Annotated in this window: 18 protein-coding genes; 3 read left to right on the forward strand and 15 right to left on the reverse strand. The window is 43.0% G+C overall.

The window, feature by feature from the left end:
- Positions 1-335 precede the first annotated feature (335 nt).
- The 9 genes from C7H79_RS18455 to rpmH form a co-directional block, all read right to left on the reverse strand.
- Positions 336-704 (reverse strand): restriction endonuclease subunit S domain-containing protein, encoded by a 369-nt coding sequence (locus C7H79_RS18455; protein WP_197714631.1) that lies wholly within the window; start codon positions 702-704, stop codon positions 336-338.
- A gap of 8 nt (positions 705-712) precedes the next feature.
- Positions 713-1,264, reverse strand: coding sequence for a restriction endonuclease subunit S domain-containing protein (locus C7H79_RS18000; RefSeq protein WP_106707446.1), 552 nt, complete (start codon positions 1,262-1,264; stop codon positions 713-715).
- A 64-nt stretch (positions 1,265-1,328) separates the two neighbouring features.
- Entirely contained in the window at positions 1,329-1,538 is a 210-nt protein-coding gene (locus tag C7H79_RS19485; RefSeq protein WP_197714632.1) for a restriction endonuclease subunit S, read from the reverse strand.
- Between the two features lie 395 nt (positions 1,539-1,933).
- Positions 1,934-3,151, reverse strand: coding sequence for a type I restriction-modification enzyme R subunit C-terminal domain-containing protein (locus C7H79_RS18920; RefSeq protein WP_242447265.1), 1,218 nt, complete (start codon positions 3,149-3,151; stop codon positions 1,934-1,936).
- On the reverse strand, positions 3,121-4,701 hold the full coding sequence (locus C7H79_RS18925; protein WP_242447266.1) for a DEAD/DEAH box helicase family protein: 1,581 nt from the start codon (positions 4,699-4,701) through the stop codon (positions 3,121-3,123). Before C7H79_RS18925 ends, C7H79_RS18920 begins: the two co-directional genes overlap by 31 nt.
- A 101-nt stretch (positions 4,702-4,802) precedes the next feature.
- On the reverse strand, positions 4,803-6,158 hold the full coding sequence (mnmE, locus tag C7H79_RS11730; RefSeq protein WP_106707447.1) for a tRNA uridine-5-carboxymethylaminomethyl(34) synthesis GTPase MnmE: 1,356 nt from the start codon (positions 6,156-6,158) through the stop codon (positions 4,803-4,805).
- 216 nt (positions 6,159-6,374) lie between these two features.
- Positions 6,375-8,306 carry a membrane protein insertase YidC gene (yidC, locus tag C7H79_RS11735; protein ID WP_106707448.1) on the reverse strand — a complete coding sequence of 644 codons (1,932 nt, stop codon included), beginning with the start codon at positions 8,304-8,306 and terminating at the stop codon, positions 6,375-6,377.
- A gap of 360 nt (positions 8,307-8,666) precedes the next feature.
- The gene (rnpA, locus tag C7H79_RS11745; RefSeq protein ID WP_242447268.1) at positions 8,667-9,011 is read right to left on the reverse strand and encodes a ribonuclease P protein component; all 345 of its coding nucleotides are present in this window, start codon (positions 9,009-9,011) and stop codon (positions 8,667-8,669) included.
- Between the two features lie 52 nt (positions 9,012-9,063).
- The gene (rpmH, locus tag C7H79_RS11750; protein WP_090721140.1) at positions 9,064-9,198 is read right to left on the reverse strand and encodes a 50S ribosomal protein L34; all 135 of its coding nucleotides are present in this window, start codon (positions 9,196-9,198) and stop codon (positions 9,064-9,066) included.
- A 534-nt stretch (positions 9,199-9,732) separates the two neighbouring features.
- Between rpmH and xseA the strand changes: the two genes are divergently transcribed.
- Both xseA and C7H79_RS11760 read left to right on the forward strand, forming a co-directional pair.
- The gene (gene xseA / locus C7H79_RS11755; protein WP_106707450.1) at positions 9,733-11,121 is read left to right on the forward strand and encodes an exodeoxyribonuclease VII large subunit; all 1,389 of its coding nucleotides are present in this window, start codon (positions 9,733-9,735) and stop codon (positions 11,119-11,121) included.
- A gap of 47 nt (positions 11,122-11,168) precedes the next feature.
- Entirely contained in the window at positions 11,169-11,543 is a 375-nt protein-coding gene (locus tag C7H79_RS11760; RefSeq protein ID WP_106707451.1) for a DUF423 domain-containing protein, read from the forward strand.
- A 173-nt stretch (positions 11,544-11,716) separates the two neighbouring features.
- Here C7H79_RS11760 and C7H79_RS11765 read toward each other — a convergent pair whose 3' ends face one another.
- Positions 11,717-12,061, reverse strand: a complete 345-nt coding sequence (locus C7H79_RS11765) for a hypothetical protein (protein WP_106707452.1) — start codon at positions 12,059-12,061, stop codon at positions 11,717-11,719.
- A 207-nt stretch (positions 12,062-12,268) separates the two neighbouring features.
- Here C7H79_RS11765 and C7H79_RS11770 point away from each other — a divergent pair, with 207 nt between their 5' ends.
- On the forward strand, positions 12,269-12,742 hold the full coding sequence (locus tag C7H79_RS11770) for a disulfide bond formation protein B (protein WP_106707453.1): 474 nt from the start codon (positions 12,269-12,271) through the stop codon (positions 12,740-12,742).
- A gap of 14 nt (positions 12,743-12,756) precedes the next feature.
- Here C7H79_RS11770 and xerD read toward each other — a convergent pair whose 3' ends face one another.
- The 5 genes from xerD to C7H79_RS11795 form a co-directional block, all read right to left on the reverse strand.
- Positions 12,757-13,668: a site-specific tyrosine recombinase XerD gene (gene xerD, locus C7H79_RS11775; protein WP_106707454.1), complete on the reverse strand. Its 912-nt coding sequence runs from the start codon at positions 13,666-13,668 to the stop codon at positions 12,757-12,759.
- Positions 13,655-14,158, reverse strand: a complete 504-nt coding sequence (locus C7H79_RS11780; RefSeq protein WP_106707455.1) for a methylated-DNA--[protein]-cysteine S-methyltransferase — start codon at positions 14,156-14,158, stop codon at positions 13,655-13,657. Before C7H79_RS11780 ends, xerD begins: the two co-directional genes overlap by 14 nt.
- A gap of 151 nt (positions 14,159-14,309) precedes the next feature.
- Positions 14,310-16,220 carry a molecular chaperone HtpG gene (htpG, locus tag C7H79_RS11785; RefSeq protein WP_106707456.1) on the reverse strand — a complete coding sequence of 637 codons (1,911 nt, stop codon included), beginning with the start codon at positions 16,218-16,220 and terminating at the stop codon, positions 14,310-14,312.
- A 275-nt stretch (positions 16,221-16,495) separates the two neighbouring features.
- Complete coding sequence (gene nuoN, locus C7H79_RS11790; RefSeq protein ID WP_106707457.1) at positions 16,496-17,941, reverse strand: NADH-quinone oxidoreductase subunit NuoN; 1,446 nt, start codon at positions 17,939-17,941, stop codon at positions 16,496-16,498.
- Positions 17,942-17,991: 50 nt separating this feature from the next.
- Positions 17,992-19,476, reverse strand: coding sequence for an NADH-quinone oxidoreductase subunit M (locus C7H79_RS11795; RefSeq protein WP_106707458.1), 1,485 nt, complete (start codon positions 19,474-19,476; stop codon positions 17,992-17,994).
- Positions 19,477-19,557: the final 81 nt, after the last annotated feature.

A 19,557-nucleotide genomic window follows, 5' to 3' on the forward strand; every position in this document is an offset into this window, starting at 1 on the left:
TTTCATAATAAACCAAGGAATGAACGCCGCATTTCTTCGTAAAACCTTCAACCATATCCTGTTTATGCTGCCAAACCCGCTGAATCAAATAACTGGTTACCCAAATGTACAACGTACCGTTGTACCCACTCGCCAGAATATAAACCGCAGGCTGTTTTTTCATGATGCAATCCTAGACAAGCGCTCACATCCAGACCATCTTTCGCATTATTCACATGACTCCCGCCGACACCATATTATCCATCATAAGTCAATCCTTATCACATCCCCCATCCCTCGTCACATCCGTCATTCCCGCGCAAGCGGGAATGACGTAATAAGCAAGCAAATTACCGTTAACTCCATCTCCCCTTTCGACGGACAACCAAATTATCCTGAGAGGTCATCCGTTCCGCTTGAATGCGCGCCAACAATTTCGATGCAGGCTCATCATTCGGATCTTGTGGCACCAATTGGCCGGAAAAAGCTTTTTCCAGGATCGATTGGCGCAGGACTTCGGCTTGTTGCAGAACGGTGGTGATAGTTTGATCGAGTTGGTCGGCTTCGGAAAGATGAGCGCCTAGCAACTCTGAAATTACAATTTGCTCATCCAGTTGCGCCAAGGGTATAGGTGAAAATGAAACATCGGTTTGGTTTATACTTGCTTGATTTACCGCGTGCTTGGCATTCGCACACAACCTTTCTCGTCCTAAATGGCTGGACAAATATGATGTCACAAAGAATGTGGAAAATAAGTTAAGTTAGCGACAAGTGTTATTTTCATGATGTTGCTTTCAAACACTATCGGTTCTGATAACCCTCTTATTTCGCAACATTTCCCAAGATACTCAATACTGTTAACGCGATTAATAAGAATATCGCCAACATGTGCAGTAAATGTCCTAATTTCATCAGTGGAAAGCTTAATTTTTTTGAAGCCCGAAGTTCTACATAGAACGCCATCGTAAAAATCATCGATTCTAATAATCGAAAATCCCGAGCCATAGTTTTCCGCTGATTTATAGATACCGTTCTTTGGATTGTCTGTAAAAATATCACCCAATCGAATCCATATCCACCCCTCCCGCAATTCAGGTAATTCGGCCAGTTCTTCGGCGGTGAGCGGGGGTAGGGTTTTGGGTGGTTTGGGTTTTGAAATCCCCCCTCGCCCCCCTTTTCCAAAGGGGGGAGATAGGCGCGGTGGTGGTTGGCTTCCCCCTTTGAAAAAGGGGGACCGAGGGGGATTTATTCCACTCGGCGAGTTGTTGCTGGTAGCGTTGCTCACGCACTTGCTGGATACGTTTCAGTAAAGTGTCGGCGGATTCCAATTTGCCTCGATTCTCCGCACGCTACTGAGCAGTGAGTTTACCCTCGAAGGCGTGTTTCAGCAGTGCTTGGCGGTACACTTTGAGCTGCGCCTGAGTGGTTTTAAGATTTTCGATGCCCTTGTCAAGCTCGGAAAACAGTTCTTCGATTTTGGTGACGATGCGATGTTGTTCGTTGAGAGGTGGAATAGGAAAATCATAATTCCAAAGTAACCCTGGATCAACGTGAGGTATGCCGACCCCTTAGCTCTCGTGTTTATTTGTTTAAATTTTGACTGCAAAAAATAGAAAGAATAGAAAGCATAGTTATTGACCATTGATGGAAAATAAATACGAACAAGCGTGCTTCCGAGCGCACCATTTATACCCTTCCCAACTAGACCTGAACGTGAGCCATCCCATACCATACCATCAAAAAATCAGTTTCATAGCAAAGCCGACAACTCACGCCATCAGTCCATGAGCGAATCACATTTTTTTCAAATGCTTGAATATCTATATAGGGTAAAGAATACACAACGGTTTCTATTTGGGATTCATTTTAGGTTTCTTTCCTTTTTCGTTTACAACAAAATCACCGAGTTTTACTACTGGCCACGAATTCGGCAGCTCTAACTTTTCGCTATCTTTCACCCCACCAACACCTCATTCAATTCATCCAACAACGGTTCCATCCTTGCTCCAAACAATTGGTGCATTTTCCCCAATCTGCCTTTGTTGTCGAACGGCGCCATCTCAAGCGCATCACGATCCATATGAATGGATATTGCGACGTGATCGCGAATCATACGCAGCCACTCCATTTGTTCTTCGTTGAATTTCTCGCCGCTACCGGAGTGATGTTGCATGATCCAGTTCTGGAAGTTGCGGCGCACTAAAGCATCATAGTTGGTGAGTTTTTCATCCAAGCCACACACGCGGCGGATCAGGGCGACCAATGCGGTCAGCTCGGTGATCGGCTGGCCTTTATAATCATCCAATTGGGCGTAAGCATGCCAGACGCGAGCAGGGGCAAGTCTGGGTTTGTCGGTCTTCAGTTTATCCATTATCTGTTGAATCATTTCATAGGTGACTTCTCTCCTTCGATAGGGCTGGTCGAAGAAAATGGCGAGTGATTCAATGTTGTCACGGTTGGACTTGAGGTATTCGGCGAATTCATCAACAAAGGCTTGTGCGTTGCTGGCGGCGTCTTTATCCCATTCCGCACGCACCAATTGGTCGAGGTTGTCGTGATCAATGGTTTGCTCCTTGTCGCGGCGGATGCTGTCGATCAGTTCGACCAGATTACCATTCAACACACTCGCAGCCTCGGATACCAGTTGCTGTTGCGCCAGTTCGCGTTGGGCGTCGCCCGGATCGGTGCCGATAGGTTGCCCGGCCAGTTTCAATGCTCTGGCTTCAATGTTGTCAGCGTCAATGGCGGCGAACAACTTGCCCACCAATTGCGTGAGTTCCAAGCCTTTGGCGGCGTCCCGGATGCGTCGCTGGTCGTCGGGGTCGAGTTGCTTGTTGAGCCACGCCAGGCGTGCGGCGAGCGAACTGACCGTATCTTCATCGGTTGCCCCCATCAACACGTTCATCGCCAAATCCTTGAACGACAGGCTGGGTTTAGTGATCAGCGGATGGCTGGCGGTCTTGAGTGATTGGGTGACACCGATGGCATCCACAATCACATAATGCGTTTTGGCGCTGGCTGCGGAGGGGGTGACTTTCTTCAGGTCGTCCATATCCAATGTGCGCGTGCCACGGCCTTTCATTTGCTCGAAGTAGTTGCGGCTTTTGACATCGCGCATGAACAGCAGGCATTCCAAGGGTTTTACGTCCGTGCCGGTGGCGATAATGTCCACGGTGACAGCAATGCGTGGGTAATAGGCATTACGAAAATCTGCCAGCACCGATTTTGGGTCCTCGACAATCTTGTAGGTAAGCTTCTTCCCTCGCTAAATTCCTCGCGCACGGTCTGGATGATATCGTCAGCGTGACTGTCGGTTTTGGCAAAGATTAATGTTTTCGGTACTTCCTTCCGCCCCGGAAACATTTCGGGCAGCTTGTCGCGGAAAGTGCGAATCACGGTGCGGAGCTGATCCGGATTAACTATGCTGCGATCGAGCTGGATAGCAGTATAAGTTTCGTCCTCGTCCTGTTGTTCCCAACGCCGTTTGCGGGTGAGCCTTTCGCGGCGTTCGACATATTGCTGTGCGCAGATTTGCGCGCCTTGCTGGGTGATCTGGGTTTCAATGAGATAGATTTCATTACCGACGTTGACGCCATCGGCCACGGCTTTTTCGTGACTGTAATCGCTCACCACGTTTTTCTTGAAAAAACCATAGGTGCGGTTGTCTGGCGTGGCGGCAAGACCGATCAGACTGGCATCGAAGTAATCAAGCACTTGCAACCACAGATTATAGATGGAACGATGACATTCATTGATGAAGATGAAATCAAAGAATTCCGGCGGGACTTTTTTGTTATACACCACCGGCATCGGTTCCTTAGGTTGCACCCATTCTGCCGGGTTGGTCTCCTCTATGAATTCATCGAATTCTTTATCCTTGAGGATGGAGTAGAGCCGCTGGATGGTACTGATGCAGATCTGGCTGTCCGTGGCCACGAAAGCGGACTTGAGGCGCTGAACGGTATAGAGTTCGGTGAATTTACGGTTATCGTCAAGTGGCACATACGACATCATTTCCTGCTCGGCCTGCTCACCCAGGTTCTTGGTGTCCACCAGAAACAGGATGCGCTTGACATTTGCAAATTTCAGCAGGCGGTACATGGCGGTAATCGCAGTGTAGGTCTTTCCTGCTCCGGTCGCCATCTGGATCAGCGCGCGCGGACGATCGGCCTTGAATGATTGTTCCAGATGGGTAATGGCGATTTCCTGACAGTCACGCAGCTTCAATTCTTTGGCGGCCAAGCGATGCGGATTGAGCAGCGGGATGCGGTGAAGACGCTCGCGCAGGCTGGTGCCTTGTTCGATCCACTTTTTTAAAGTTTCGAGACGGTGGAAATTAAAAATCTCATGTGAACGCGGTTTGGGATCACGCCCATCGGTAAAACGTGTGATGATACCGGTGCTTTCGTACAGGAAAGGAAGTAGCTTGGTGTTGTTGATCCACTTCAACCGGGCACTGGCGTAGCCTTCAGTCTGCCATTCCACTTCGGTGATTTTATGCCCATGGTCTGCCTTTTTGGCTTCGATCACGCCAACGGCTTTTTTCTCAACAAACAGCACGTAATCTGCCGGACCCACATCGGTTCGGTACTCTCGCACTGCTTGGCCTGACCCAGTATTCAGGTCGATATTCCTAGCCGATTGAACAACCCAGCCTGCTTGGTTGAGTAAGCTGTCGATGTTGTCGCGGGCTTTTTGTTCTGGATTCTGGTTGAGCGTCATATGACAACAGCTTAGTGACAAAACAGTGTTTAATCATATCACGCCGCCCTAAGTCAACTATTAGACTCAGCTAAACTTATCGGATCGTTTCAAAACTGAAGCTATTTCCCAATACAAAAATGCGAAAAAATTTCTCCCAGCAGATCATCAGCAGTGAATTGACCTGTAATGGCTGATAATGCGTATTGAGCTAGCTTAAGTTCTTCGGCAAGAAGTTCCAGTTGGTATTCAGTATCAGTATATTCATGTGCATTTACCAGATGTGCTTTTGCTTGTGTCAGTGCTTCCAGATGACGCTGTCTAGCCATAAATATTCCTTCGCCGGCATGATTGAATTGCCAACCGGCCATGTCCAGAATTTTTTGGCGCAGTAACTCGATACCAGCACCGGTTTTGGCCGAAAGATGAATGATGCTATTGTGTCCTTCACCTTCCATTTTTGGATCTTCATTCATTAGGTCAATTTTGTTGCACACGGTGATTCGAGGTTTGTCAGCGGGAATGTATTGTTGTATTGGATCAGGGGCAACTGGTCGATGCTCACTGCTATCCAGCAACCGGAGCACCAGGTTGGCGCGTTTAATCGCAGCCAGCGTTCGTTCAATGCCTTTTTGTTCGACAATATCACTGGTTTCTCGCAGACCTGCGGTATCCACAATGTGAACCGGCATCCCGCCAATGGTGATGGTTCGTTGAATGGTATCCCGAGTGGTTCCGGGTACTTCTGTGACAATGGCGGCATCTTCTTCGACCAATTGATTCAATAAGCTGGATTTTCCTACATTGGGTGCCCCAGCTAACACAATCTGGATGCCTTCTTGTAACAAGTTGCCTTGCCGTGCAGCGGAAAGTGTTTGTTCTAATTGTGTGACAATATGATCCAGTCTTTCGCGAATTTGCAAAGTTTTCAAGTTATCGATTTCGTCTTCAGGGAAATCAAGAGTTGCTTCAATAAGCATCCGCATTGTGATCAATAAGCTTACCAATGCTTCGATCCGGGCGGAAAAATGACCTTGCAAAGAATTGACCGCACAGCGCGCTGCCTCATGCGTGCTGGCTTCGATGATCGCCGCGACGCTTTCAGCCTGGATTAAATCGATTTTATTATTGAGATAAGCACGTAGTGTGAATTCGCCGGGCTGCGCTAAACGGGCACCAGCGCCAAGGCAACTTTTGAGCAATAAATTTATAACCGCCGGGCCACCATGTCCATGTAGCTCGAGCACATCTTCACCGGTGTACGAATGAGGTCCTGGAAAATATAGAACAAGACCTTGATCAATGATTTGTCCCTTGGCATCCAGAAATTGACTAAGGCTAGCATAGCGTGGCTTGGGGAGTTTACCGAGAATTACTTCTGCAAGATTTACCAAGTTCTTGCCAGAAATGCGAATCACACCGATTCCTCCGCGTCCGGGCGGAGTTGCAATTGCTGCAATGATATCAGGGCTTACTATGTATTAACTCCATAATTGCTATATTGATTGCTAAATTACCGATCATCTAGCAGGTCGCTGAAAAACATCTGCATTGCCGCTACGGGGTTAAAAACAGGCTCAGAATGCTCATTTATTATGCACAAACTGCTCTTTTTCACCTGTACTTGCCTTGCATCGGTTGCTTCAAAAATGTTTTTCAATGACTTATTTTTGATAGATAATCGGTAATAATTGTTATCTCTTCCTTGTTTTTTTAGCAACAGGGCTGTTTTTTGGTTTTACGGGAGCTTTATTTTTATTAGAAACTGTTGCTTGCTTTAACGGCGTTTTTTCATTTCTTTCTGAGCTCGCTGCCGACTCTGCTGCCGCTTTGGTAGCGCCTACATCTTCATTTTCAAGAGAAGCAGTCAATTGAAGATTCTCCTTAGCGGGTTCGGGACCATTCTTAATTTTTTTCTTATTTTTATCTTTATTGGCTTCTTCCGCAGCTTTGTTCTCGTACATGCGCGTAATCTGCCATTGCTGCGCAATAGAAAGAATATTATTGCAGAGTGAATAAAGCACAAGGCCTGCCGGGAAAAAGAAGAAGAAAACGCTGAATGCAATCGGCATAATCTGCATTACTTTTGCTTGGATCGGATCTGCAGGCGTGGGGCTTAGTTTTGATTGAATCCACATCGATACGCCCATAATAATTGGCAGCACATAATATGGATCGGGGACCGACATATCCGTTATCCATAAAGCCAATGGTGCGTAACGTAACTCAACGGCAGCCAGCAATGTCCAGAATAATGCAATAAATACAGGAATTTGAACCAGTATTGGCAAACACCCTCCCATTGGATTAATTTTCTCTTCCTTGTAAAACTCCATCATGGCTTGATGCATACGCTGCCGATCACTTGCGTATTGTTCGCGAATACGCTGCAGTTTAGGTGTAACCACACGCAGTTTGGCCATCGAGCGATAGCCCGCAGCGGATAATGGGAAGAAAATAAGCTTGACAGTCAAGGTGAGTAGAATGATTGCAATACCCCAGTTATCTGTCCACGAATGATAGTAAGAAAGTAGCCAGAATAGTGGTTTAGCCAGAACTGTTAGCCACCCATAATCTACTGTCAGATCAAGCCCAGGAGCCAATTCAGCAAGCTTATTTTGCTCTTGTGGACCTGCGTACAAAGGCATTGAGATATTTTTCACTTGATCCGGTTCAATAGCACCCACAGGCGCAATCACACCGGCAGTATATTGGTTGGGAGCCAGATGCTTGGCAAAATATTCTCGGGGCGAACCGGGTTCAGGCAACCAGGCAGTCAGGAAATAATGTTCCAGCATGGCTATCCAGCCATTATCCGCATTGGTTGGATATTCCGCTTTATTCTTGTCCAAATCAGAAAATTTAATTTTCAGAAATTTTTCATCATCCGTGTACATTGCGGCCCCGGTATAAGAATGAACCAAGGCACCAGCTCCGGCAGGTTCATTAGGGTCTCGCAACATCTGAAAATAAGAAAATGGAATAATCGTTGCCTCGCTATGATTAGCGATCTCAAATTCAACATCGATTACATAGCTGCCACGATGAAAGGTATATATTTTTGTAACTTGTATACCATCTACCTCGGGTGCTGCGAGACGCACCACTACCTTTTCCTGACCGGGTTCCAGCTGATAAGAATATTTATTGTCTTCTACGGTAAATTTTGTTTTGTGGTTGGGCAACCCATCACCAATCAGCCCGGATTGAGCAACTTGAAATCGCGCAGTTTTATCCAATAAAAGCTCGTAGGGTTTATTGATATCTTCCCGGGATGGATGTTCGATCAAGCCCAACTGTCGAATATCACCACCCGCTGTATCAATTTCAGCAATAACCATATCCGTTTTCACATGAATCTTTTCGCCTATGGAGAACAGATTAGGTGTTACTGATGGATTGACGCCTTCGATTCCTGGAACAGTACCCGATCCCGATCCAGTTGCGGAAGAAGCCAATTCATCTCCAGGAACTGGCAGTGGATCATGGCGTTGATTGGAAGCATCTGAGGTTGTCCCAGACATTACCTGCGAACTGGGAGGATATAATTCTTTTTGCCAAGCATCCCACAAAAAAAGTAATGAGGTGGAAAAAATGATGATAAGTAGAAGTTTTTTTGTTTCCATTATTTTTCAATCAAGTTGATTTTTTCGATAAAGCTATTCATTCGCATACTACCTGCCTTAGCCAACCGCATAATTACACGTTTTTATAGATATTCACACGGCTGTTTCGCTAAGAAGTCTGGATATATCGGTAAGTGTTGATGTTATGGATGAAAAGATTACGTAACTGGTTCGAACCAATTTTACTCCAGGGAGTGCATCGTAGTATGCGACATATCGTCAAACGTGCTCCATGTATTAACCTGATTTTTCTCATATGCTTCTCGTATGCATATTATGAACACGCTGGGCTAAATCGGTATATAGGTGTCAGAACAGAGCTTCTGCAATATTGATATAAATTTATTAAGCTAATAATTATTAATCGTGACATTTCTGTACTTCGAACATTATTAATTGCATTTCGGTGGCCAATTCTTTGGATTCATCTTTGATCATAGGACGTCTTAGTCGTATTAACCAATCCATTTCTTTTATTTTATCGCCGCCCCGTTTTCTCCGAAATGTTTCTCGCAAAATACGTTTAATCCGGTTACGTCTAGTTGCACGGCGTTCAAATTTTTTTGAAACGATCAATCCTAGACGTGCATAACCAAGCCCATTCGGTTTCGAGTATATTTGAATTAAATCTCCACTGATCTGACACTTAAAATTAATGATTGCAGCAAATTCAGAGGCTTTCTGTAATCTGCAATTTTTTGGCAAAGACTGAATTTCAGCGAATCCTAAAAATAAAAATATAATCCGGGAATATTATTTAAACACTCAATCGTGCTCGCCCTTTTGCACGACGGGCACGGATTACTGCCGCACCTCCACGTGTTTTCATACGCACCAGAAATCCATGTGTACGTTTTCTTTTAGTAACCGAAGGTTGATAAGTCCGTTTCATTTCGCACTCCTTTCATTATTTATTTTGTCAATTGAACCGCGTATTACAACTTGTTATGGGGTCAAATGTCAACATCCTTTTAAAAATAAATTAATCTTGCGCTTTGGAGGGGCAAGATTAACAGATAAGAAAATTGGTTAATAGCCTTATTTTGGTCATGTCGCACATTTAACAATTAAATTGGGTGTCGCAGTATTGGGCATCAAATACATGTCAAGATCCAGTCTATAAATTGTGATATGAGCTCACGTGCGATTGCAATCACTGCCGAATTTGACTCCTTTGCATCTCAAACCATAAATAGTCCTGAAAGTTCGATGCTATCGCATCAAAATCAAGTGATGATGTAGTTCAGCCTCAGCACTCAACAAAGTTACGCCAAGCATTATTCCAACCTATTGCTGGCACATTCAAGCAATCTGGCTGACGTACAGTGATAGAATACAAAAAATTATCTTTAACCGGACCAAATAGAACCAAGCTTGAATACTAAAATCCCTCAATCAGCTTTTAGATCTATATTTGTATTGGAAAATGCTTATCCTTACAGATGCCAGCAAATCTCATTTGAATCTGCTCTTCATAATTTATCTCGTGGATAAAGTACTAACAGTCAGTGAGTTAAATCGCAACACCAAGCAGTTGCTTGAACAGAACATCCCATTACTGTGGATTAAAGGTGAGATCTCTAATTTAAAGCGCTACCAATCGGGTCATTGGTACTTTTCCCTCAAAGATAATCAAGCGCAGGTGCGCTGTGTGTTGTTCAGTCACAGGAATAAGTTTATCGATTGGCAACCTAATGATGGCATGCAGGTAGAAGCGCTTGCATTGGTCACCCTATATGAGCCACGCGGTGATTTTCAGCTCAATGTAGAGACTATGCGACAAGCGGGGCTAGGTGAATTATTTGAGATGTTTGAAAAGCTTAAGAGCAAACTGCAAAAGGCTGGACTATTCAGCCTTACGAAGAAAAAAGCATTACCCAACTTTGCCAGACAAGTCGGCATTATCACTTCCCTAGATACTGCGGCACTTCGAGACATTGTGTCAACATTGCAGCGTCGCATGCCATTTTTGCCAATCATTATCTACCCTACCCCGGTACAGGGAAAAACGGCTGCCAGCAGCATCGCCGATACTATTAAGATAGCTTGCCTACGAGCAGAATCCGATGTATTGATACTCTGTCGCGGTGGTGGCAGTATTGAAGACTTATGGGCATTTAACGAAGAAATAGTTGCGCTGGCTATTAGCGCCAGTTCAATACCCATCATCAGTGGTATCGGCCATGAAACAGACTTTACCATTGCGGATTTTGTTGCAGATATACGCGCTCCTACACCAACCGCAGCTGCAGAACTGGTTAGCAAAGACCGGATAGAATTAAGCCATCGATTGAATACACTGCATCAACGCATGTATCGTGCAACTTTGCACCGTATTGAAAACGCTATGCAGCAGATGGATATTCTGTCACACCGGTTAATTTATCCCGGTGACAAAATCAATCAACAAGCCATTCATCAGCAACACCTTCATGATCGACTCCTTAAAACATGGGTACATCAGCTCGAAAAGAAACATTGGAAATTATTCGATTTCAATCAACGGCTAATAGCAGCAAGTCCGCGCATAGCTCGATTACAAGAACAACAAAATGAACTGGCTTCACGCTTATGCTATGCTTATTCCCGTTATTTTGATACGCTGATCTTCAGATTACAACATTCACAGATGCAGTTATCACACTTAAACCCGCAATCGGTACTGGAGCGCGGGTACAGCATCACTAGCTCCAAGGACGGTGCTATCATTCGCAACAGCAAACAAATTCATTCTGGAGATAGAATTCAGGTAAAATTCGCGCACGGAATGTGTGAAGCAGATGTCTGCATAACCAAAAATCCTGATCAATGCTAGTAAACGATTGTTCATTACTCTATATCAACACAAGGACAAGATTGTCGATGTCAAAAACTTTTCTGATTCTGGGTGCATTGAATACATTATTGTGCATCGCATTAGGCGCCTTCGGTGCGCATGGGTTGAAAAGAATGTTATCAGCCGATATGCTTTCTGTATATCACACTGCCGTGCAATACCATTTTTATCACGCTTTTGGAATCATTATTATTGGCTTACTCCTGCTGCATTTTCCGAAGTCTCGCTTAATGACGATATCCGGTTGGTTAATGATGGTCGGCATTGTTTTGTTCAGTTTCAGTCTTTACGCACTGAGCATAACCGAAATGCGCGGACTCGGCATGATCACGCCGTTTGGCGGTGTTTCATTCCTTACGGCATGGGCTTTACTCGCTTATGCAATCTGGGCAGATAAATAGCGTATGAAATCATACTCTGCATTTTTCGTATTATGAAAAACGCAGAGATTTCAATAATCACTTTTATCATCCCTTAAGAATCATGAATTCTATGATAGTGCTGAAATTCCAGTGACATTTATAATACTAACTATCTGTTTGTTATTACAATATTATGATCACTATTTCTTTAATTATTTTGCCATTTTCCTATGCGCAGCAGCCATTTCAGCATTTCGTTCTGCCGCTTTAGTATATTCTCTTAATAAAGCTTCATGGTGTGAATGAAAATCTTGGCCGGATCGGCCATAGTATTCACTATGATTTTCATACTCCTGCAACATATTTTTTTGTTCTTCAACTTTTTCACTCAATTCCTTAGCTTCTTTTTCGTAATATTCAGCTAATTTAATATGCAGAAAATCGGTTTTAGTATTCGCTACAGTTTCACTGATCTTTTTTGATTCTCCAGCTTGAGATACACTTGAAATCAGCAAAGTAAAGCTAATGAGCATTACAAAAAATAGTTTTGTTTGCATAATGAATCTCCCTGGTTAGATGAATTGTTAGAAATTTTATTGCACCTACAACTAGTTGAGTATGCTTCTAACTCACCACGTGTCTTACTAAGATCTTATTTCAAATTGCCGCTTTTTTCTTATTTTGCTCATCATAACAAATTATATAAAATCCATGAACTATTTGTGGATATACTTTAACATCAACAAAACTCATGTAAAGAACAAATGAGAATATTATTTTTATGCATCTTACTTGGATGCGTCGGTTTTCTGGGTTATGCGCAGTATCTACAACATGTAGAGGGCTTGCTACCTTGTCCTCTTTGTGTGGCACAACGTCTGGCGTATTTTTCGTTGGGATTAACAGCATTTATTGCGTTTCTTCATAATCCCGAACCTTTCGGACGTCGTCTTTATGGCTTATTGATGGTAATACTTGCTTCCATAGGAACGGTTATTGCAGCACGACACGCTTGGTTAATTCGATACCCTGAATCATTTGAATGCGGTATCAGTCCTGAGGAAGCCTTGTTGAACTCCTTCCCCATTGCCGATTGGTGGCCTGGAATGTTTGAAGCCAATGGCGATTGCGCTAATGTCGATTGGACATTCTTATCGTTAACGATACCGGACTGGTCATTTGTTGCGTTTGTTGGTCTTGGAATCTTGGCGCTTTATCCATTAATAGCCAGGAGATAATTCAGCGTTTCGAATTACCCGCGTGGATGGTGCTTGGAGTGAAGCTGTTTCAAGCGTTCGCGTGCAATATGCGTGTAAATCTGTGTAGTCGATATATCAGCATGTCCCAATAGCAGTTGCACAACACGCAAATCAGCGCCGTGATTCAGCAGATGAGTAGCAAATGCATGGCGCAACGTGTGCGGCGACAGCTGCTTTGTAATTCCCATTAATTGCGCATACCGTTTAATGAGATACCAGAAAGCTTGACGTGTCATGGCGGCTCCACGTGCTGTCACAAATATTGTATCCGTAACAATGCCATTTAAAAGCGAAGGTCTTGCTTCTTTAGTGTAACGATTCAGCCAATCCAGGGATTCTTCTCCGAGCGGCGCAAGACGTTCCTTTCTGCCCTTACCCATGACTCGCAATACTCCCATGTCCATACTGAGTTGCGAATACTTAAGGTTGATTAACTCCGATACTCGTAATCCACTGGCATATAAAACTTCGAGCATAGCACGATCACGTAAACCAAGTGGCTGTATTAGATCGGGCGCGCTTAACAACAGCTCAACTTCTTTTTCTGAGAGACTCTCTGGCAGATGACGTTGCAGTTTAGGCGCTTCAATATTAAGACTTGGATCAGTTGCAATTTTTCCTTGACGTAATAAAAAGCGATAAAAGCGCTTTAAACTGGATAATTCTCGACTCGTAGTACTGGCCTTCATCTTAGCTGAAACTCTGGACGCTAGAAATTCAAGCAAATCTGAATGCGTTGCCTCTGTTAACTTACTATTGTCTGGATCACATTTATTCAGCCATTCACTGAAAAGCTGAAGATCATTTCGGTAGCTATCCAGCGTATTACGCGAAAGCCCATCTTCAAGCCATAAAGCATCAGAAAACTCATCCAGCAGTCCTGCATTTAATTCAGGTGCTCTCATGCTGCAGCAACCAACGCTTTATCTTTAAAGGATTACCTTCACTTGCGTTCATAAAACCTCCTATACCACCACTCTTGGAAATAACTCGGTGACATGGTATGACAATCGGAAGACGATTGGCACCACATGCCCGACCTACCGCTCTCGGTGCTGAATGCAGTCGCGTCGCTATTTCTGCATAGCTACTTGTTTTCCCGAATGGAATCTCTTGAATAGCCTGCCAGACGCGCTGCTGATGAGTCGTACCACTGATATGTAAGCACAAGTCAAACGTAAAGCCGGGTTCACGTAGGTAAGCTAATAATTGCCTGCATACTTCTTTTGCCAGCTCAGTTTGCGGTGCCAGGATTGTTGTATTAGTTGGCAGATAATCAATATCAGTCAGCCAGTCCTCTACTGTTTTAATACCTAAAACAGCAAAGGGTGCGAGAAGCTTTGCCTGGTAGGTATTGACTGGATCAATTGCCCGACTCGTGTTCGCTCTCACCATGATTCGCCTGATTGTTACTTACAAAATTAACGCAGCACGTTTTACACTGTTCCGAAGATTGACATTTAATATAATTAGAAGTTTCATGTGCTAGCCTCAATCTCCCAGTATCCATAGGATTTCAAACTGGAAGCCAACCACGCAACAATGCTTAAGATTTTAACAATAATAATTCATTGAGTCTTTTGACAAATGCAGCCGGATCTTCTAATTGGCCGCCTTCAGCCAATAAAGCCTGGTCAAACAATATGTGACTCCAATCCTCGAAATTTTCCATTTCATTATTTAACCGTTGCACCATTGGATGATGAGGATTGATTTCCAGTATTGGTTTGGTATGTTGTATTTTTTGCCCTGCCGATTTCAATAATCTTTCCAAATTACCGCCCATATCGTAAGTGTCTGCAACAAGGCAAGCGGGAGATTCAGTCAAGCGAAACGTAACACGAACATCTTTTACCTGTTCACTCAATGTTTCTTTCATTTTTTCAGTCAAATTTTGCAAAGCATTAGTTTCTTTTTCGCGCTCCTCTTTTTCAGCTTCATCCTCTAAATTTCCTAAATCTAATCCGCCCTTAGCTACTGACTGCAGAGGCTTTCCTTCAAACTCAGTTAAATTACTTACAAGCCATTCATCAACGCGATCGGAGAGCAGCAACACTTCGATGCCTTTCTTGCGAAAAACCTCCAGATGTGGGCTGTTTTTAGCCGCCTTAAGATTGTCTGCAGTCACATAATAAATTTTCTCCTGTCCGTCTTTCATGCGCTGCAAGTAAGTATCCAAAGAAACCAACGGCTCATCGGAATCGCTATCTGTTGTGACAAAACGTAATAACTTCGCAATTCGCTCACGATTAGCAAAATCTTCCCCTACACCTTCCTTGAGAACTTGTCCAAATTCACGGTAAAAGGTTTTGTATTTCTCTTTTCCTTCTTCATCTTCATTTTTGGATAAGTCTTCAATTAATCCCAGAATCTTTTTGATTACACCCGCTCTGATTGAATCAATATCCTTAGATTCTTGTAAGATTTCCCGTGACACATTTAAAGGTAAATTATTCGAATCAATTACACCCCTGACAAAACGCAAATAATTAGGCAACAGCTTATCAGCATCATCCATAATGAAAACCCGTTGCACGTATAACTTAATTCCATGACGACGTTCACGATCAAATAAGTCAAACGGCGCGCGTGCCGGAATATAAAGTAATTGTGTATAGTCTTGTTTACCTTCTACTCGTGCATGCACATAAGCAAGCGGCGGTTCGAAATCATGCCCTACATGTTTATAAAATTCATTATATTGCTCTACAGTAATTTCGCTCTTAGGTCTCGCCCATAACGCATTTGCTTGATTAATGGTTTCGTCTTCGTCAGAGATCTTATTTTGCTTTTCTTCTTGCGACCACTCTTCCTTCTTCATCACAATAGGTAAGGTAATGTGATCCGAATATTTCCGAATCACATTACGGATCCTCATGCCACTAAGAAATTCATCTTCATCCTTGCGCAAATGCAGAATTATTTCGGTACCACGATTAGGTTTCTCAACTGTTTCCAAAGTGTAATCACCTTCTCCGCTAGATTCCCACCTCACGCCATGTTCAGCAGTCAATCCGGCGCGTCTGGTAGTCAATGTCACCTTCTCAGCGATAATAAAAGCAGAATAAAACCCTACACCAAATTGACCAATCAAATTCGCATCTTTGACTTGATCACCCGTTAATGAATTAAAAAATTCACGCGTGCCTGATTTAGCAATAGTTCCAATATGATCAATAACTTCTTGTCGTGACATACCGATACCGTTGTCAGAAATAGTGATAGTCCGCTCATTAGTGTCATAACTGATGCGAATTTTTAGATCTGAATCCGATTCATAAAGTGCGGCGTCAGTGAGGCCCTCAAAACGTAATTTATCTGCGGCATCTGATGCATTTGAAATTAGTTCGCGCAAGAATATTTCCTTATTACTGTATAAGGAATGAATCATTAACTTCAGTAATTGCTTTGCCTCTGCCTGAAAACTTAACTGTTCTTTGATTGTTTCACCTTGCATGCTAGCCTCCTTAAATAATTTGCTGAAATATGTGATTCAAACTTAAGAATTCAAGTACCCGATCAATTAATTGATTGATTGATCGGGTATATTCTTTATATTCGTGATGCCATCTAAATAAATCCAATTTCATAATTCGACAATATAAGGCACAGCGTCAAGATACCCGAGCAATAAACTACTCTACAAGATCAGAAATTCACTTCGATTTTATTACGGAATGCAGTTGCACCAGGGCGGTGTACCTCTTGAAGAAGTCCCGCCTATATCGCTAACTACATAGAATTTTGGATTGCATAAAGACTTAATCCCATTAACGACTGAGGGAATATTCCTAATGCTAAAACTGCAAAGCCATTTGCACTTAATAAAATTCTAACATCACTATTAGAAACAATGGGCTCAATAGTTTCTGGCTCATCAAAATACATTAATTTGATGATCCGCAGATAATAGAAAGCGCCGATCAGCGAAAAGAGCACCCCCACCACAGCAAGCCAGACATAGCCAGCATTGACAACCGCTTGCAATACAGCGAATTTTGCATAGAATCCAATCATTGGTGGAATGCCTGTTAATGAAAGCATCAAAAGCAGTGTAATAAATGCATATAAGGAACTTCTTTTGTTAAGCCCTTTAAAATCATCAATATTTTCTGCCTCGAATCCATATCTGCACAACAGCATAACCATGGCAAAAGTGCCAAGAGTCATCAGTACATAAGCGATCACATAAAACAAAGATGAGCTATAACCATTTGTATCTGCACTGATAAATCCAAGAAGTAAAAATCCCATGTGCGAAATAGTTGAATAAGCTAGCATGCGTTTGATATTCGTTTGTGCTATCGCAGCAATATTACCAACTGCCATAGATAAAACAGCAAGAATTACTAACATGCCTTGCCAGTCAGTAACCATCTCTCCCATTCCTTCAACTAATAACCGCATCACGAAACCAAATGCCGCCAATTTAGGCGCGGAACCGACAAATAGTGTTACTGCAGTTGGCGCACCTTGATAAACATCTGGCGCCCACATATGAAAAGGTGCAGCACTGAGCTTAAAAGCGATGCCTGCTACAATAAAGACTAAACCAACGACAAGCACCTCTTTACTACTGGCACCACTCTGAATGATCTGCGCAAGCATCGACACATGTAGTGTTCCTGTAGCCCCGTAAACCAATGACATGCCATATAGCAAAAATCCTGATGCCAAGGCACCTAATACGAAGAACTTCATAGCTGCTTCTGTTGCCATCAATGATTCGCGTCTTAAAGCTACTAGCGCATAGAGTGACAGTGAAAGCAACTCCAAACCGATATATAACGTCAGGAAATGGCTGGCAGAAATCATGACCATCATGCCTAAAGTGGCAAATAGTATCAAACTAAAAAATTCTCCCTTCAACATTCCACGATCAGCCATATAGGAATGCGAATACACGAGAACAGCTGATACCGTACCATAAACCATCAATTTTAAAGTATCGGCCATGGAATCATCGATAAACATGCCGTGAAAGGTTAGCGTCGATTCAGTGGAGAATGTTACGAATGTAAGTATCGCGCAGCCTAATAACGTAATTTGTGTTATCAAATATGCAACATATCGCCTACCCTCACCCGCGGCAAGATCTGCTAGCATTACCACGCACACCATTATAAGCATAAAAATCTCGGATGAAGCTGGTGCAAAATCAGGTGGTATAAAATTCATTAACTCAATATCCTTATAACAGGAACGATCACCGTTCTCTAATCCCTATATTACAGTTTACTATTACTAACATGAGTTAGAAGTTGATCAACTGTTGCATGCATTACTTCAGTTAATGGAAAAGGGTAAATACCAATCCACAAAACTGAAATTGCCAAAATCGCCAACAAACCGAACTCTCGTTTGGAAATGTCTTGCAAGCTTTCAACTCCGGGGCTTGCCACTGCCCCAAATATCACCCGCTTATACATCCATAAAGTATAAGCAGCTCCAGTTATCAATGTCGTTGCAGCAAAAAATGCATACCAGAAATTTACTTTGATTGCGCTCATGATCACCATAAACTCACCTACAAAACCGCTCGTTCCTGGCAAGCCGGCATTCGCCATCGCAAATAGCATGAAAAAGGCAGCAAAAACTGGCATTTTATTTACAACGCCTCCGTAATCAGCTATCTGACGGGAATGCAATCGGTCATAAAGCACACCAACACAAAGAAACATGGCGCCAGATATAAAACCATGTGAAATCATCTGTACCATTGCACCCTCAATACCATAGGCGTTCAGAAGAAAAAAACCTAACGTGACAAAACCCATATGCGCTACAGATGAATAGGCTATGAGTTTCTTCATATCAGCTTGCATGAGTGCAATCAGTCCTATGTAGACTACAGCAATCAACGACAACACTATCATCATCTCTGCTAAGTAATGGCTTGCATCCGGTGCGATTGGCAATGAAAAACGCAAGAAACCATAGCCTCCCAGCTTAAGCAGAATTGCAGCTAGTACAACCGAGCCTCCCGTTGGTGCTTCTACATGCGCATCAGGCAGCCAAGTATGTACTGGCCACATAGGCACTTTAACCGCGAATGCCAGAAGAAATGCGATAAATATTAAAATCTGCGGTGTCATAGGGATCGCTAAATTGTGATAATCCTCTATTGAGAAACTTCCTTCTGACGCATGATACAAATAAATAAATGCAATCAACATCAACAAGGAGCCAAGTAGCGTATAAAGAAAAAATTTAATTGCTGCATAAACACGATTGGGCCCGCCCCAAATGCCTATAATTAAAAACATAGGTATTAACGATGCTTCCCAGAACACATAAAATAAAATCGCATCCAATGAGGAAAATACGCCGTTAACGATTCCGGACATAATTAGGAATGCTCCCATATACTGGGAAACTCGTTCTTTAATTACCTCCCACCCAGCCACCACTACAATTGGAGTAATAAAGCAATTCAGTAAGATTAATGGCATAGAAATTCCATCTACACCGATATGGTAATTAACATTAAAACGTTCAAACCATTGGTAATTCTCCAAGAATTGCATTGCTCCTGTCGCAGAATCAAAATTGGTATAAAGTGGAATTGCCACTAAAAATCCCAAAATTGAACCAATTAAAGAGATCCAGCGAGCGATTTGAGCGTTGCGATCATCTCCAGTTGCAAAAACGGCTACACCAAACACAATGGGCAGCCAAATAATTAAACTTAATAGTGGGAATTCAAACGACATGCTTATTCCGTTTTATTTGTTAGAGGACTTATTACTTTTAAGTATTTGATTGATCGATACCTACAAACAACAGCATATTTG

The sequence above is a fragment of the Nitrosomonas supralitoralis genome, assembly GCF_003011925.2.
Classification (GTDB): Bacteria; Pseudomonadota; Gammaproteobacteria; order Burkholderiales; family Nitrosomonadaceae; genus Nitrosomonas; species Nitrosomonas supralitoralis.

Coding starts and splice junctions, on each gene's coding strand:
- rpmH (WP_090721140.1), bottom strand. CDS start 9,198: ATGAAACGGACTTATCAACCTTCGGTTACTAAAAGAAAACGTACACAT.
- yidC (WP_106707448.1), bottom strand. CDS start 8,306: ATGGAAACAAAAAAACTTCTACTTATCATCATTTTTTCCACCTCATTA.
- C7H79_RS11795 (WP_106707458.1), bottom strand. CDS start 19,476: ATGTCGTTTGAATTCCCACTATTAAGTTTAATTATTTGGCTGCCCATT.
- C7H79_RS11765 (WP_106707452.1), bottom strand. CDS start 12,061: ATGCAAACAAAACTATTTTTTGTAATGCTCATTAGCTTTACTTTGCTG.
- C7H79_RS11770 (WP_106707453.1), top strand. CDS start 12,269: ATGAGAATATTATTTTTATGCATCTTACTTGGATGCGTCGGTTTTCTG.
- C7H79_RS18925 (WP_242447266.1), bottom strand. CDS start 4,701: ATGACGCTCAACCAGAATCCAGAACAAAAAGCCCGCGACAACATCGAC.
- htpG (WP_106707456.1), bottom strand. CDS start 16,220: ATGCAAGGTGAAACAATCAAAGAACAGTTAAGTTTTCAGGCAGAGGCA.
- xerD (WP_106707454.1), bottom strand. CDS start 13,668: ATGAGAGCACCTGAATTAAATGCAGGACTGCTGGATGAGTTTTCTGAT.
- nuoN (WP_106707457.1), bottom strand. CDS start 17,941: ATGAATTTTATACCACCTGATTTTGCACCAGCTTCATCCGAGATTTTT.
- xseA (WP_106707450.1), top strand. CDS start 9,733: ATGCTTATCCTTACAGATGCCAGCAAATCTCATTTGAATCTGCTCTTC.
- C7H79_RS11780 (WP_106707455.1), bottom strand. CDS start 14,158: ATGGTGAGAGCGAACACGAGTCGGGCAATTGATCCAGTCAATACCTAC.
- C7H79_RS11760 (WP_106707451.1), top strand. CDS start 11,169: ATGTCAAAAACTTTTCTGATTCTGGGTGCATTGAATACATTATTGTGC.